The sequence below is a fragment of the Flavobacterium sp. GCM10022190 genome (assembly GCF_042656445.1).
GTDB classification, from domain to species: domain Bacteria; phylum Bacteroidota; class Bacteroidia; order Flavobacteriales; family Flavobacteriaceae; genus Flavobacterium; species Flavobacterium nitratireducens.
The window spans coordinates 51,580-65,917 of record NZ_JBHSOQ010000005.1; the positions used below are offsets into that span (position 1 = coordinate 51,580).

Consider the following 14,338-nt stretch of genomic DNA (forward strand, 5'->3'; position numbering starts at 1 on the left):
GTTATGATTGAGTACACCGAAGGAATTTATACTTATTACGTTTATATTTTAACTAATAAAAACAGAACAGTTTTATATACTGGTGTTACTAATAATTTAAAATTAAGACTTCAGCAACATGAAACTAAGTTAAATCCAAATAGTTTTACAGCTAAATACAATGTTCATTTTTTAATTTATTTTGAAAAATTCAGTTGGATTCAATTAGCTATTGGGCGAGAAAAAGAAATAAAGAATCTTTCCAGAGAAAAGAAATTAAATTTGATTAAAGAAATAAATCCAAACTTAGAGTTTTGGAATAATCATTTTGGATTATAGATTCCTACGGAATGACAAGATTGTGCGTAAAGGTTTTAGTATTATATTTACAAATTAAGATTATATAAACTAAATCTTTTACTATGGAAAACAGTCATTTCCCCATTAGAAATTGGTCGGAAGACGATAAGCCGAGAGAAAAATTAATGCTCAAAGGCAAAAGCGCACTAAGTGATGCCGAATTAATTGCGATTTTGATTGGCTCAGGAAGCAGGAACGAATCGGCTGTGGATTTAAGCAAAAGGATTTTATCCAGTGTAGCCAATAATTTGAATGCGTTAGGAAAATTATCGATGTCTCAGTTGATGAATTTCAAAGGAATAGGCGAAGCCAAAGCTATTTCGATTATGGCTGCTATGGAACTCGGAAGAAGAAGAAGGGCAGAGGAAGCCGTCGAATTGACTAAAATTACTTCCAGCAAATCAGTATTTGAAATGATGCAGCCTATAATTGGCGAATTGCCACACGAAGAATTTTGGATTTTATATTTGAATAATTCCAATAAAGTAATTTCAAAAGTGCAGTTGAGTGTTGGCGGAATCACGGGTACTTTAGTGGATGTACGATTGGTTTTTAAAATGGCTCTCGAAAAAGGAGCTACCGCTTTGATATTATGCCATAATCATCCATCAGGAACTTTAATTCCTAGTGATGCCGATAAACAAATTACTAAGAAGTTAAAAATGGCTGGTGATAGTTTAGAAATAAAAGTATTGGATCATTTGATTGTAACTGAAACAAAATACTATAGTTTTGTAGATGAAGGAATATTTTAAACGCCCAAATAATCATGGATTAGTTGAGCGTTTTTTATTTTTATGCTAATTGTTCTATCAAAGTGGTTACACTCATATAGCTCATAATAGCTACTACAAACCAGCCTGTAATGGTTAGCCACAAAGGGTGTTTGTATTCTCCAAAAATGCTTTTCTTTTTCACTGCTAAAAGCATTAATCCTAATGAAATTGGGAGAATAAATCCATTAATAGTTCCTGCCCAAATTAAGATAACAATCGGTTTACCCCACAACACAAAAATGAAGGTAGAAATCAAAATGAACACCACAATATGAATATTACTTTTCTTTTCCAATGAAGGTTTTAAGGTTTTGAAAAAAGAAATAGAAGTATACGCTGAACCTACAACTGATGTAATTGATGCCGCCCAAATAACCAATCCGAAAATTTTATAGCCTATTTTTCCGGCTGCAAATTCATATACCGAAGCGGCAGGATTATCAGCGCTAAGCGTAGCTCCTTTTATAATTACACCTAATGCAGCAAGGAAAAGCATTACACGCATTACCGATGCTAATAAAATAGCGGTTACTGAACTTCTGCTTACTTCTTTTTGATTGTCAATGCCTGTAATCCCTGAATCTAATAATCGGTGCGCTCCCGCAAAAGTAATATAACCACCCACCGTACCACCCACGAGGGTTACAATGGCAGTCCAGCTTAATTTTTCAGGTAAAACCGAACGAATGATGACTTCTTTGATAGGAGGATTTGTAATGAAGGCAATGTAGCAAGTAATTCCAATCATGGTAATTCCGAGGATTTTTACGAACCAATCCATAGCTTTTGAAGCTTCTTTCATCAGGAAAATAAAAACAGCTATTAAAGCACTTATGGCAGCTCCTTGTTGCACGCTAATGCCAAAAAGAACATTCAGTCCTAATCCTGCTCCGGCAATGTTTCCTATGTTAAAGGCTAATCCTCCCAGAACCACTAAAACCGTCAGGAAATGCCCCATTCCTGATTGCATTTCATTAGCAATTTCGGATGCTTTTTTACCACTAACAGTAATGATTCTCCAAATGTTTAATTGAGTGAAAATATCAATGAGTACAGAAATCAAAATAATAGCCCCGCAACTAGCTAAAAATTCTTTGGTATAATTAGTGGTTTGTGTTAAAAAGCCCGGACCAATCGCTGATGTAGCCATTAGGAAAGCCGCACCTAGTAATGCTTTTTTATCAAATGTTTTTTTCATGCTTATCGTAATGGTTTAATTTGAATATGGTTTTGATTGAGTTTCTTATAAAGTGATTCGGCAAAAAGCACCGCATGTTTTCCATCGCCATGTATGCAAATGGTTTCGGCTCGCAAAGGAATTTTGTTGCCTAAAACACTAGTTACAGTTCCGGTTTGTATTATTTGAAGTACTTGCTCGATAGCTTCCGTTTCCGATTCTATTAGTGCATTAGAATTAGTTCTTGGTGTCAGAGTTCCGTCGTTTTGGTAAGTTCGGTCGGCAAATGCTTCTCCGATAAATTGAATCCCCGATTTGTTACTTGCTTTTTCCATTTCAGAATTTGGTAAACCAAAAAAACTTAATTGAGTATCTATTTCTTTTACAGATTGGGTAAGCGTGTAAGCTAGTTCAAAATCTTTTGCGGCCATATTATACAAAGCCCCATGAGGTTTTACATGTTGTAACTTTGTTCCAAAACTGGCTGCAATATTAGAGATAGTATGAATTTGATCCAGCATTATTTTGTGTAGCTCTTCGGCAGGAAGATTCATATTAGTTCTTCCAAAATTGGCTCTGTCGGGAAAAGAAGGATGCGCGCCAATCGCAATACCATATTCCAAGCAAAGTTCAATAGTTTTTTTCATAGTATCTTCATCACCGGCATGGTAACCGCAGGCAATATTGGCAGAACTGATAAAAGGAAGGAGCTCTTTTTCGTTACCAATTCCTTCCCCTAAATCACAATTGATGTCTATAAATTTTTTCATGAAAAATGTTGCAGAATAAGGGTTTCTAAAAGTTTAATTTGTTGGTTTTGTTTTTCTAGTAATTTTTCGGCTTCCGCCAAAGAAACAATCGAAAAGAAAATAGATTCACTAGGTTTTAATTGGGCACATTTAGAAATATCAGTTGTGATAATATGTGCAATTTTTGGATAACCTCCTACGGTTTGACAATCAGGCATCAAAGCAATCAATTGACCATCGGGAAGTAATTGAATGGTTCCTTTGGCTACAGCCGAAGAAATCATCTCAATATTTTCTTTTGTTTCTAAAGCTGTTCCGTCAAGGCGATAACCCATTCGATTGGAATTATTAGAAATGGAGAATGGTTTCTTAATTAAAGTTTGTTGTGATTTATTGGTAAGTAAATCAAAATCAACTCCTGTTGTAACTCTAATTTCATTTGAAATGGGCAAGGCAAAAGCCGCTCCGTTAATTTTGAAATACGCTCCTTGTTTTAAACTTTGTATAATATTTTGAGCAATTGGACTTGGTTCTTTCAAAATACTCAGATTGTCTCCTTTTTGAATAGCACGTCCCTGAAAACCTCCTTTTTTTGTTGCGAAATGAGTCGCATAACTGTTTAGGAATTCATCGGCTTGAAATCCACCGGCTATTGCCATATAAAGACGGAAACCATCACTTGGCTTTTTAATTTCAAGTAAAGAACCAGATTTGATGTAATAGGGTTGGTTCAATGGAATTTCGTTTCCATTCACTTTTGGAATTAGTCCGCCACCCGAAAAACTAATTAAAGCTTCTTTTTCAAATAAAAATTGGTGTGGTGATTGGACGATTTCTAAAACAGGAGTCCCAGTTTCATTTCCTACCAAAACATTAGCGATGGAAGTAGAATATTGACACAAACTTCCCCCCACAGCAATCCCGAAAGACTGAAAGCCCCAACGACCTAAATCCTGAATGCTGGTTTGGATACCGGATTGTAATACTTGTATCATGGCTTGTAATTTTCAAATTCTTCTACACTAATGGGAACGAACTTTACTTGATTTCCAGCTTGTAATAGGAAAGGATTTGAACGTTTTTTATCAAAAATTTTTAATGGAGTCTGTCCAATAATATTCCAGCCACCTGGACTTTCTATCGGGTAAATTCCGGTTTGATTTCCACCAATAGCAACCGCACCTGCTGGCATTTTCAGTCGCGGTTGTTTTTTTCTAGGAGTAGCTAACGATTCCGGAAGGATTCCCAAGTATGGAAAACCGGGTAAAAATCCAACCATAAACACGCTGTAAATTGTTGCCGTGTGTAGTTCTATTATTTTAGAAACAGTTGTATTGTGGTATAAAGCCATTTCTTCCAAATCTAAACCGTATTTTGGGTCATAGCACACCGGAATTTCAATCAAGTCTGAAGTTGTGTTTTCCAGAATTTCAGGATTCCAATTGCCTATAATTTGTTGAAGATAATTGCTAAAGCGTTGTGAAATACTTTCCGGTGAAATAGGAAGATAGTTTTTTACTGTATAAGGATCGTAATGAATGGTTAGCGTACAATAGCTGGGAACCATTTCTGTGATTCCTTGTATAGCTAAGGATTTAATCAGCCCTTGTAAAGCAGTTACTTTTTGATAAATATTTAAGTCAATCTTTTTTCCTAACTCAATAGTTAGGGATTGCTCTCCCAATGAATAAATTTGAAATTCCTGATTCAAAATGCAAATAGGTTTTCAACAAATATAAGTTTTTTAAAAATACTTCATTTCGTGAATTGTTAATTTACCTTCACAATATTGTGTACGGATTTGGATTTGTTATATTTGATTACTTATTGCTATGATGAAGTCTAAGAACGAGTTTTAATAAGTTAAAAAAATTGATGAACTGAAAAGAAGTGGTGTTTTTTGCTTATAAATTAATACAAGGAAGTTATTTAGAGTGAAAAAATGGTTAAAATAGATTTTATTGGGAGTAAAACATGATAAATTTGGATATTAAAGATGTGTTTTTTGATTTAGATCATACGCTTTGGGATTTTGATAAAAATTCAAAAATTACTTTTGAAACTATTTTTAGCAGGAATCATCCGGAAGTACAAATTGAAGATTTTATAAAACAATACATTCCAATTAATCAATCCTGCTGGAAACTGTATCAATACGATAAAATAACGCATCAACAATTGCGCTATGATCGATTGAAATTGTCTTTTGATGCAATTGGTTATTCAATTTCAGACAATGATATAGAGTTGATTTCTCAGGAATATATTGATTTGTTGACCGATAATAACCATCTTTTTGATGGTGCGTATGAAATTTTGGATTATTTAAATGGGAAATATAAGCTTCATGTCATAACTAATGGTTTTGCACATGTTCAACAAAAAAAGCTCAAAAACGCTAATTTGAGCTGCTATTTTTCTACTATTACTAATTCGGAAATGGCAGGGGTTAAAAAGCCTAATCCTATTATTTTTGAATACGCTCTTAATTTGGCGAAAGCCAAAAAAGAATCCAGTATTATGATAGGGGATTCTATAGAAGCAGATGTATTTGGAGCTTTGGATGCCGGGATTGATGCGATATATTTCAATGAAAATAAGGAAGCTGTAAACAGCAACATCAAACAAGTAAATCATTTATTAGAACTTAAAAAGTATTTGTAAAAAAATAAAAATTTTTAAACTAGCTTTACAAGCAACTTTTTTAGAAATCACACTCTATAATACAACCAATATATTCAAATTAAATTAATATGAAAAAACAGTTTTTATTACTTTTATTACTAGTATCTAGTTTCGGAATAGCACAGTCTATAAACGATTATAAAACAGTAGTTGTTCCTTTGAAATTTGATTTCTTGAAATCAGAAAACCAATATCGATTGTCTACTTTGTCAAAATTTAATTTGGAAAAAGTAGGTTTTGAAGTTTATTATTCAAACGAAATAATTCCACAGCAAATCAATAGATGTGCAGTATTAAATTATAATATTGAAAAACAAAATGGTTTTTTAGTTACAAAATTGTTCTTGACTTTCAAAGATTGTTACGGTAAAATTGTTTATCAATCTGAAATAGGATCAAGTAGAGAAAAAGAATATCAGGTAGCCTATCATGAGGCATTGAATAAAGCTTTTGAGTCCGTTTATGCGCTAGAATATAAATATAACGGAGGTGCAAACGTTGCAACAGAACAAAAAAGCGAAATGGTAAAAGAGCCTGCAGCTGTTAAGATTGAAAATACTGTTCAGTCTAATGTTGAGACAAAAGTTGTATTGGATCCAAATGAAGTACTTTTTGCTCAACCATTAGCAGGAGGAAATTATCAGTTGATTGATAGTAAACCATCAGTGATAATGAAAATTTATAAAACTTCTGATGCTAATTCATTTTTAGCTCAAAAAGGAAATCAGCAAGGTGTTTTAGTTAAAAAAGACAACCAATGGTTTTTTGAATATTATCAAAATGATCAATTAGTTTCTGAAAAAGTAAACGTTAAGTTTTAGTCCAGATTTCAGATTTCAGATTTCAGATTTCAGATTTCAGATTAAGAATGTTAATCATCTAATCTGAAATCTGTTTTTGTTATATATCTACTTCTAATTTCTAACTTCTAATATCCATATTTGTCTTTCCAGCGATTTTTAAGAAATTCTCTGGTTGTTTTTTCTCTGGCATTTTCTCCAGGGACATAAATAGGGGTGTTTTTTATTTCTTCAGGTAAGTATTCCTGTTCGGCAAAATTATTAGCATAATCATGGGAGTATTTGTACTCTTCTCCATAACCTAATTCTTTCATCAGTCTAGTAGGTGCATTTCGTAAATGGATAGGTACTGATAAATCCCCTGTTTGTTTAACAATTTGCTGCGCTGTATTGATAGCCATATAAGAAGCATTACTTTTAGGTGAAGTGGCTAAATAAATAGCACATTGACTCAATAAGATTCTACTTTCTGGGTAACCAATTGTGGTAACTGCCTGAAAAGTATTATTCGCCATAATTAAAGCTGTAGGATTGGCATTCCCAATATCTTCACTGGCCGAAATCAATAATCGTCTGGCAATGAATTTTACATCTTCGCCACCTTCAATCATTCGAGCTAACCAATAAACGGCTCCATTAGGGTCGCTGCCACGTATGGATTTAATGAAAGCCGAAATAATGTCATAATGTTGTTCGCCCGTTTTGTCATAAAGTACCGTATTTTGTTGAACTAATTCTAAAACGCGATTATTTGTTATGATGATTTCATCTCCTGCAGAAGCGTTAACTACTAATTCGAATATATTTAATAGTTTACGGCCATCACCTCCTGAAAGACGTAATAAAGCTTCAGTTTCTTTGAGTTGGATGTTTTTGTTTTTTAAATATATATCCGTTTTCATAGCGCGCTCCAAAAGCGAAATCAAATCGGCTTTTGTAAATGCATTTAAAACATAAACCTGACAACGGGATAGAAGAGCAGGGATTACCTCAAAACTTGGGTTTTCGGTTGTTGCACCTACGAGTGTAATCCATCCTTTTTCAACGGCAGCTAGCAAAGAATCTTGTTGCGATTTACTGAAACGATGAATCTCATCAATAAACAAAATAGGGTTTTTAGCAGTGAAAAGTCCGCCACTTTGTTTGGCTTTGTCAATCACTTCACGAATGTCTTTTACCCCCGAATTAATAGCGCTTAATACAAAAAAAGGGCGTTTCGATTCTTGAGCAATAATTTGTGCCAACGTGGTTTTTCCCGTTCCCGGAGGTCCCCAGAAAATTAAGGATGGGATAATTCCTTTGGCAATTTGTTGGGTCAAAGAGCCATTCGGACCAACCAAGTGTAATTGACTGATGTATTCGTCTAATTTTTGCGGGCGTATGCGTTCTGCTAAAGGTGCTTCCATTTTTTTGATCTGAAATCTAAATTCGTTAATCTTCAATCACCAATCAGAATATTTTTGAAATCAGATTTTGAAGATTCAAATTTATGACATTAGAATAAGCAAATCAACAAATATTTATTTAACCGAATTAACTTTATGACAAAATAGCATTATATTGTTTTTGGTTTCATAATTGATTTATTTTTTAAAAAACAAATAATGGATAAGCATTTTAAATTTACAAACGTCGTTATAGGTCTTCCACTTTTTTTTGTGTTTTCCCTCTGGTTTGTCTATTGGCTGCAAATCCGTTTTGACTTTGATTTTGTAGAAAATGGTATTTATCCTCGTTCTTTCTCTGGTTTACAAGGTGTGATTTTTAGCCCTTTCATTCATGCCGATTTAATGCATCTATACAATAATTCTATTCCGCTTTTAGTATTGTTGGCTGCATTACAGTTTTTTTATTCCAATTTATCATTAAGAGTGATTGTTTATGGAATTTTGTTTTCAGGATTTTTAACATGGTGTATTGGAAGAGAAAGTTATCATATTGGTGCCAGCGGTCTCATTTATGTGTTATTTGCTTTTATCTTTTTCAAAGGGATTTTTACCAAATATTATCGCTTGGTAGCATTATCCCTGGCTGTTATTATGATGTATGGCGGAATGATTTGGTATGTTTTTCCGGCGGTAGATGATACCATTTCATGGGAGGGGCATTTGTCGGGACTTATTACGGGTTTGGGATTAGCGTTGTATTATGGAACTCCCGAATTTAAAAAAGTCCCAAAATACGAATGGGAAATGCCCGATTATAATCCGGCTGAAGATAAATTTATGCAACGATTTGATGAAAATGGTAATTTTGTAAATCCACCAAAAGAAGATCCAGAAGAAGACATTAGTGCTTACTTTTCATCCAATTATGATGTGAATTACGATTTCATTGAAAAAGGAAAAAACGAATCAGATTCTTAAATCTAATTCGCTTTTCTTTTATCTAAATTCTATAATCTTATGTCTTAGCTTCTCTGTCTTACGACTTCATATAAAAAGGCACCACAAGCAACCGATACATTTAAAGAACCTATTGTTCCAAACATGGGAAGTTTAGCTTTTTCATCTACAATTTTCAAAACAGACGGATTTACTCCTCTGTCTTCCGATCCCATAATAATTGCGACTGATTCACTAAAATCAATATTGTAAATAGTATTGTCGGTTTTTTCAGTTGCCGCAACAGTTTTGATTCCATTAGCTTGCAAAAGGAAAATAGCATCTTTAATGTGTTCTACTTTACAAATAGGAATATTAAAAACGGCACCCGCTGATGTTTTAACAGTATCTCCGTTTACAGGAGCTGAACCTGATTTTTGAATGATAATTCCGTTTACTCCCGTACATTCGGCAGTTCGGATAATGGCTCCAAAATTACGTGCATCTGAAATTTGGTCTAACACTAAAAAAAGTGGTTTTTTACCATTTTCAATTATTGTTTCAATCAAATTTTCCAAATCGAAAAATGAAATAGGAGAGATGGTAGCAACTGCACCTTGGTGATTATTTGGTGTTAATTTATTTAGTTTTTCAACCGGAACATAAGAGAAATTGACATTGGCACGTTTCATTACCTTCATTAAGTCTTTCATCAAGTCCCCTGAAGCTTCTTTTTGAATGTACACTTTGTCAATTGTTGTCCCAGCTTGAATTGCTTCAATAATGGCTCTTATCCCGAATATTTGATGTTCTTTTTCCATGGCGCAAATATATAAAAAAAACCGCTAGCGTCAGCTAGCGGTTATTGGATGTCAATTTCTTTTTATTATTTATCCCACCATAGAGGAGTAGATGTATTGCTAATTACTGTAGCATTTGGGTTGTAATTTCTTTCATCCGAAGGTGTTGGAAGACGAACAGGGATTATTTTTGTAGAAGATAATTGATTTGCAACTAATGTTGGGAAGCCTGTTCTTCTAAAATCATTATAAGGCTCAAGTGTTAAAAATAAAGCTAAATATTTTTGAGTAATAATTTTATTTAAATTAATTCCTGCTGTAGCTTGTGCTAAGAAAGTAGGGGTTGCTGCTGTTCCTGTAATTTTTAATACTGAAGCAGCAATAGCTTGTTCTAAAGCTGTTTGAGCACCTCCATTTTGTCCAAGCCTAAATTTAGCTTCAGCTTCAATGAATTTAGCTTCAGCATATGTTACTATGCCAACTGGAGATGTTGGGCTAGCATATGCAGGGCCTATGTAAGAAGAAGTTGTTGTATTTATATCTTCAGGAGTGTTTCCTGAATAACCTCCTGTACTGTTTTCTGCAACTGAAAACTCAAGTCTTGGGTCAGAGGTGTTAACTAAGTAATCTACAAAAAACGCACCCATTTTCATGTAATTTCCTCTATCTACGTCGTAAGCATACCATTGGTTTAATCCGTTTGATGTACCAGGGAAATAGGTGTTTGCATCATCACTATTTGAAGATATGCCAGACAATGTAATGTAATCAAGTGCTTTTTGTGCAGCACCTGTATCAACCTGTGAAAGTCTTAATGCATATCGAGCCTTAAGTACGTATGCAATTTTAATCCATTTTTCAGTCTTTCCTCCAAAGATAAAGTCATCAGAACTAGGAACAGAAACATTAGCCGATAATGGTTTTTTTAGTTCGATGATTGCTTCATCAAGGATAGTTTGTAATCTTGTGTAGATTTCTTCCTGTGTATTGTATTTAGGCGCTTTGATGCCTTCTTCAGCTTTAAAAGCTTCATCGTAAGGAACATCTCCCCACATGTCGGAAGCATATGCAAGATTCAAAGCGGTTAAAATTTTTCCTATTCCATTGTAATACGGATATTTAGTTGCAAAGTCACGGTTTAGTAAATAGCCGCTCATTAATGTTGTTCCATATATGGTGTTCCATTCGTTATTGGCATCTTGTTCAGTAATAATATAACGTTGTGTTTCTCCAAGTTGCCCTACTAGAGTTCCGGCTAAATGCTGATCAAGTATATTTGCTGTTCTAACTAACCCAGTGGTGTGATTTGAAAATGTAGAAACTTGCATACTTGCAAGAAGTAGTGAAGGAGTTGTTGTAATAGGGTCATTAGGATTCTCATTAAAGGTATCCAATTCATTCTGACAACTAATTAGCATACTAATGCTGAATATTGACAGGATTATATTTTTTATATATTTTCTCATTTTAGTCATGTTTAAAATTAAAAGCCAACTTTAAGGGTCATTATAAACGATTTACTTCCTGGGTTGTTAAAATAATCAAGACCATTTATTCTAGATCCCGCACCAGTTAAACTTGTTTCTGGATCTACCCCTTTGTAGTTTGTGTTTAACCAAAGGTTTCTTCCAGTAAATGAAATTTGGGCAGAATTGATGGAAGAAAATCTCTTGACGTTAAAATCATAACTAAGTGTTATGTCGCGTAGTCTAACCCAGTTTACCTTAGTTACAAATTGTTCAGCAGCTCCTCCTGCATCACCTAGATAAAATCTGTAATAATCTTTTGCAGAAACTTCTTGAGTATTTGTAGTACCGTCTTCAGTTACACCTTCAATTACATAAGTACGTTCTCGGTCAGCTGAAGCAGCAGAAACACCAAAGTTGTGCAATCTAGCAAGTGTTCCATTATATACAGAGCCACCATATCTAAAATCTAATAATCCAGATAATGTTATTCTTTTATATGTAAATGCGTTTCTTAAACCAGCTGTCCATTTAGGTGCAGAAGTTCCTAGATTTCCAATTTCATCTGCTAAAATTGGAATTCCATCGCTACCGATTATTTTATTTCCATTTTCATCTCTCGCCCATTTAGTTCCATAAAAACTCCCTAACGGCTGCCCTTTTACGGCATAGTAACCTATAGAACCAAAAGCAGCTTCGATTTCAATTTCGCTTAAATTTCCAGAAATGTCAGTGACTTCGTTTTCGTTTTTTGACCAGTTTGCATTGATGTTCCATTGAAATGGTTGTTCTTTTGAAAAAACATCTACGCCTAATTCTAATTCCAATCCCTTATTTACTAATTCTGCAGCATTTTGATAAACCTGTTCAAAACCACTAGATGTAGGAAGTGGTAGATTGATTAAAAGGTCTTTTGAAGTTTTGTAATATGCATTAGCATCTAAAGTAATTCTGTTATTTAATAATTTGGTGCTTAGTCCTACTTCGTGTCCAACAACGATTTCGGGTTTTAAGTTTTGATTACCTAATGAACCAGATACTGTCATTCCGTTAACTCCATCATAAGGGAAACTTAGTCCATCAGTAAATCCATCAGTCATGAATGGTTGAGTATAAGTACTTATGGTTCTATATGGGCTTGGGGCGATACCTACTTCGCCATATGCATAAGTTAATTTTAAGAAATTAATAACGTCTGGCATTTTAAAAGTATTGCTTGTAATCCATGAAGCTGAAGCTGCTGGAAATGTTGCGCTATTTGCAAAAGTTCCATATGTAGAAGACCATTCTTTACGGACTGAACCTGTTATAAATAATTGGTCTTTTATGTCAAACTCTAATTGTCCAAACAAAGCTCGAGACATAATATTTTCTTCGTAATTTGAAGTGTATAAATCTGTAGCATTTGACAAATTATATACAAATGGTACAGATAGTGATCTTCCTCTTGAATACACATCTGTATTGTGTTTTGAACGTAAGTTTAAACCTGTGGTGTAATTAATTTTGAACCAATCAGTATTTAGTGGTATATAACCATTAGCTATGAAATCTGCATAGAATTCTTTGTTGGTTATGTTGTTTAAGGCAATTTCTCCCGCTTTACTTGGAGCATTGTTTGAAGATATTGCCAAAATTTGTTTTCGATAATCTGAATAAGTGTCTATCCCTCCTTTAGTAGTTAAGGATAACCATTCTACAGGCGTATATGTTAAGAACATATTACCAAATACTCGATTTACATCACTTGTTGAAGGATTTTCTTTTACTGTATAGTAAGGGTTGTCGTAACTTGAAAAATAATTTTTATTTTTTCCGTCAGCAGTTATATAATCTCGCAAATCATAATTTCCGGGTGCTCTCATTAAAGATAGCATAACTCCGGAAGTATTACTTCCATTTACAACAAGTGTGTTTGTTGTGTGAGTGTACTGTAAACTTCCTCCTGTTTTCCAATGCTTACTCATTTTTAAGTCACCAGTAATTCTTAAAGTATTTCTGTTTAGTTTGGTGTTCGGTATCATACCTGTTTGAGTTACATTACCATATGATGCGCGATATGTTGCGTTTTCATTTCCTCCATAAAAAGATATATTGTTTGAGTACGTTATACCTTCTTTAAAAAAGTTTTTAACGTTGTCGTACATTGGAATATCTAGTGCTGCAGCAGTTGGTCCCCAGCTTTGAGGGGTGCCTTGGTTTACTGTCGTTGCAGTGGCACTTGTTCCTTGAACGTATTTTAATTGTTTTTCAGGAAGTTGACTTACTTTGTCAATAGATAATGAATTTGAAATATCTATTCCTAAACCTTTTCCAGCTTTCCCTTTTTTTGTAGTATACATGATAACTCCATTTCCAGCTCTCTCTCCATATAGGGCTGCAGCGGCTGGTCCTTTTAATACAGAAACACTTTCGATGTCTTCAGGATTTATATCTAGGGCTCTGTTGGAGTTGTTGATTCCTGAAAGATTAGCGTTGAATGGGTTGTCTCCGGCTTCTGTTTGGGTAGTTGAATTGTCTATTGGAACTCCATCAATAACAATTAATGGGTCTGAACTTCTAGTTATTGTGTTAACACCTCTAATAATTATCTTACTAGAAGTTCCAGGTGTACCACCTGATCCGATAATTTGAACCCCTGCTGCTTTACCTGCTAAAGCTTGAATGACGTTTTGTTCTCCGGATTTAGTTAATTCATCCGAAGTAACTTTTGAAACGGCATAGCCAAGTGATTTTTCAGATCTTTTTATTCCTAACGCTGTAACAACAACACCTTCTAGTTCAACTGCATCATCCTGAAGTGTGATATTGATTGTTGTAGAACTGGCTGATCTTTCTTGAGTTTTCATTCCAATAAAGCTAAAAACTAGTGTTTGAGATTCAGAAGCTTTAATTTTGAATTTTCCGTCAAAATCGGTTTGAGTGCCGTTTTGTGTACCTTTCACCAGTACACTTACTCCTGGTAGTGGAAGCCCCGCTTTGTCGGAAATTGTACCAGAAACTATTCTTTCTTGCGCAAATAGTACTTGCGTAACCAATGCTAAGGTTAGCATTAATAGTCCATTGAACTTTAATTTCATGTTTATTGATTTATGGTTTACAATTTTCAAAATTCATAATAATTTGTTAATAATCAAAATCAAATTACGTTTTTTTTATGCATGCATACAAAATTTAACATTATAACAATTTTTAATCGTATTGTTATATAAATAATAAAAT

At 34.0% G+C, this 14,338-nt stretch carries 13 protein-coding genes; 5 read left to right on the forward strand and 8 right to left on the reverse strand.

Going from position 1 to position 14,338, the window contains the following annotated elements:
• Positions 1–3: 3 nt before the first annotated feature.
• Together ACFPTQ_RS14380 and radC are read left to right on the forward strand one after the other, a co-directional pair.
• On the forward strand, positions 4–318 hold the full coding sequence (locus ACFPTQ_RS14380) for a GIY-YIG nuclease family protein (protein ID WP_379778363.1): 315 nt from the start codon (positions 4–6) through the stop codon (positions 316–318).
• An 83-nt stretch (positions 319–401) separates the two neighbouring features.
• Positions 402–1,094 carry a RadC family protein gene (gene radC, locus ACFPTQ_RS14385; RefSeq protein WP_379778365.1) on the forward strand — a complete coding sequence of 231 codons (693 nt, stop codon included), beginning with the start codon at positions 402–404 and terminating at the stop codon, positions 1,092–1,094.
• Positions 1,095–1,134: 40 nt separating this feature from the next.
• On the opposite strand, the gene ACFPTQ_RS14390 is transcribed toward radC, so the two are convergent.
• The 4 genes from ACFPTQ_RS14390 to pxpB are packed head-to-tail and all read right to left on the reverse strand — an operon-like array spanning position 1,135 to position 4,752.
• Positions 1,135–2,313 (reverse strand): NRAMP family divalent metal transporter, encoded by a 1,179-nt coding sequence (locus ACFPTQ_RS14390; protein ID WP_379778367.1) that lies wholly within the window; start codon positions 2,311–2,313, stop codon positions 1,135–1,137.
• A 2-nt stretch (positions 2,314–2,315) separates the two neighbouring features.
• Entirely contained in the window at positions 2,316–3,062 is a 747-nt protein-coding gene (locus ACFPTQ_RS14395) for a 5-oxoprolinase subunit PxpA (protein WP_379778369.1), read from the reverse strand.
• Complete coding sequence (locus tag ACFPTQ_RS14400; protein ID WP_379778371.1) at positions 3,059–4,036, reverse strand: biotin-dependent carboxyltransferase family protein; 978 nt, start codon at positions 4,034–4,036, stop codon at positions 3,059–3,061. Before ACFPTQ_RS14400 ends, ACFPTQ_RS14395 begins: the two co-directional genes overlap by 4 nt.
• On the reverse strand, positions 4,033–4,752 hold the full coding sequence (pxpB, locus tag ACFPTQ_RS14405) for a 5-oxoprolinase subunit PxpB (protein ID WP_379778373.1): 720 nt from the start codon (positions 4,750–4,752) through the stop codon (positions 4,033–4,035). The genes ACFPTQ_RS14400 and pxpB overlap by 4 nt, the downstream gene beginning before the upstream one ends.
• Positions 4,753–5,018: 266 nt before the next feature.
• On the opposite strand from pxpB, the gene ACFPTQ_RS14410 reads away from it, so the two are divergent.
• Positions 5,019–5,705 carry a YjjG family noncanonical pyrimidine nucleotidase gene (locus ACFPTQ_RS14410; protein ID WP_379778604.1) on the forward strand — a complete coding sequence of 229 codons (687 nt, stop codon included), beginning with the start codon at positions 5,019–5,021 and terminating at the stop codon, positions 5,703–5,705.
• Between the two features lie 89 nt (positions 5,706–5,794).
• On the forward strand, positions 5,795–6,547 hold the full coding sequence (locus ACFPTQ_RS14415; RefSeq protein WP_379778375.1) for a hypothetical protein: 753 nt from the start codon (positions 5,795–5,797) through the stop codon (positions 6,545–6,547).
• A 107-nt stretch (positions 6,548–6,654) separates the two neighbouring features.
• Here ACFPTQ_RS14415 and ACFPTQ_RS14420 read toward each other — a convergent pair whose 3' ends face one another.
• Entirely contained in the window at positions 6,655–7,932 is a 1,278-nt protein-coding gene (locus ACFPTQ_RS14420) for a replication-associated recombination protein A (RefSeq protein WP_379778377.1), read from the reverse strand.
• Between the two features lie 198 nt (positions 7,933–8,130).
• On the opposite strand from ACFPTQ_RS14420, the gene ACFPTQ_RS14425 reads away from it, so the two are divergent.
• Positions 8,131–8,892 (forward strand): rhomboid family intramembrane serine protease, encoded by a 762-nt coding sequence (locus ACFPTQ_RS14425; protein WP_379778379.1) that lies wholly within the window; start codon positions 8,131–8,133, stop codon positions 8,890–8,892.
• A 44-nt stretch (positions 8,893–8,936) separates the two neighbouring features.
• On the opposite strand, the gene rlmB is transcribed toward ACFPTQ_RS14425, so the two are convergent.
• The 3 genes from rlmB to ACFPTQ_RS14440 all read right to left on the reverse strand — a co-directional run bounded on the left by rlmB (position 8,937) and on the right by ACFPTQ_RS14440 (position 14,196).
• Positions 8,937–9,671, reverse strand: coding sequence for a 23S rRNA (guanosine(2251)-2'-O)-methyltransferase RlmB (rlmB, locus tag ACFPTQ_RS14430; RefSeq protein WP_379778381.1), 735 nt, complete (start codon positions 9,669–9,671; stop codon positions 8,937–8,939).
• A 65-nt stretch (positions 9,672–9,736) separates the two neighbouring features.
• Positions 9,737–11,116 carry a SusD/RagB family nutrient-binding outer membrane lipoprotein gene (locus ACFPTQ_RS14435; protein WP_379778383.1) on the reverse strand — a complete coding sequence of 460 codons (1,380 nt, stop codon included), beginning with the start codon at positions 11,114–11,116 and terminating at the stop codon, positions 9,737–9,739.
• 17 nt (positions 11,117–11,133) lie between these two features.
• On the reverse strand, positions 11,134–14,196 hold the full coding sequence (locus ACFPTQ_RS14440) for a SusC/RagA family TonB-linked outer membrane protein (RefSeq protein WP_379778385.1): 3,063 nt from the start codon (positions 14,194–14,196) through the stop codon (positions 11,134–11,136).
• Between the last annotated feature and the right edge of the window lie 142 nt (positions 14,197–14,338).

Excerpts from the sequence above, each read along its gene's own strand:
- ACFPTQ_RS14380 (WP_379778363.1), top strand. The coding sequence starts at position 4 with ATGATTGAGTACACCGAAGGAATTTATACTTATTACGTTTATATTTTA.
- radC (WP_379778365.1), top strand. The coding sequence starts at position 402 with ATGGAAAACAGTCATTTCCCCATTAGAAATTGGTCGGAAGACGATAAG.
- ACFPTQ_RS14390 (WP_379778367.1), bottom strand. The coding sequence starts at position 2,313 with ATGAAAAAAACATTTGATAAAAAAGCATTACTAGGTGCGGCTTTCCTA.
- ACFPTQ_RS14395 (WP_379778369.1), bottom strand. The coding sequence starts at position 3,062 with ATGAAAAAATTTATAGACATCAATTGTGATTTAGGGGAAGGAATTGGT.
- ACFPTQ_RS14400 (WP_379778371.1), bottom strand. The coding sequence starts at position 4,036 with ATGATACAAGTATTACAATCCGGTATCCAAACCAGCATTCAGGATTTA.
- ACFPTQ_RS14415 (WP_379778375.1), top strand. The coding sequence starts at position 5,795 with ATGAAAAAACAGTTTTTATTACTTTTATTACTAGTATCTAGTTTCGGA.
- ACFPTQ_RS14420 (WP_379778377.1), bottom strand. The coding sequence starts at position 7,932 with ATGGAAGCACCTTTAGCAGAACGCATACGCCCGCAAAAATTAGACGAA.
- ACFPTQ_RS14425 (WP_379778379.1), top strand. The coding sequence starts at position 8,131 with ATGGATAAGCATTTTAAATTTACAAACGTCGTTATAGGTCTTCCACTT.
- rlmB (WP_379778381.1), bottom strand. The coding sequence starts at position 9,671 with ATGGAAAAAGAACATCAAATATTCGGGATAAGAGCCATTATTGAAGCA.
- ACFPTQ_RS14435 (WP_379778383.1), bottom strand. The coding sequence starts at position 11,116 with ATGAGAAAATATATAAAAAATATAATCCTGTCAATATTCAGCATTAGT.
- ACFPTQ_RS14440 (WP_379778385.1), bottom strand. The coding sequence starts at position 14,196 with ATGAAATTAAAGTTCAATGGACTATTAATGCTAACCTTAGCATTGGTT.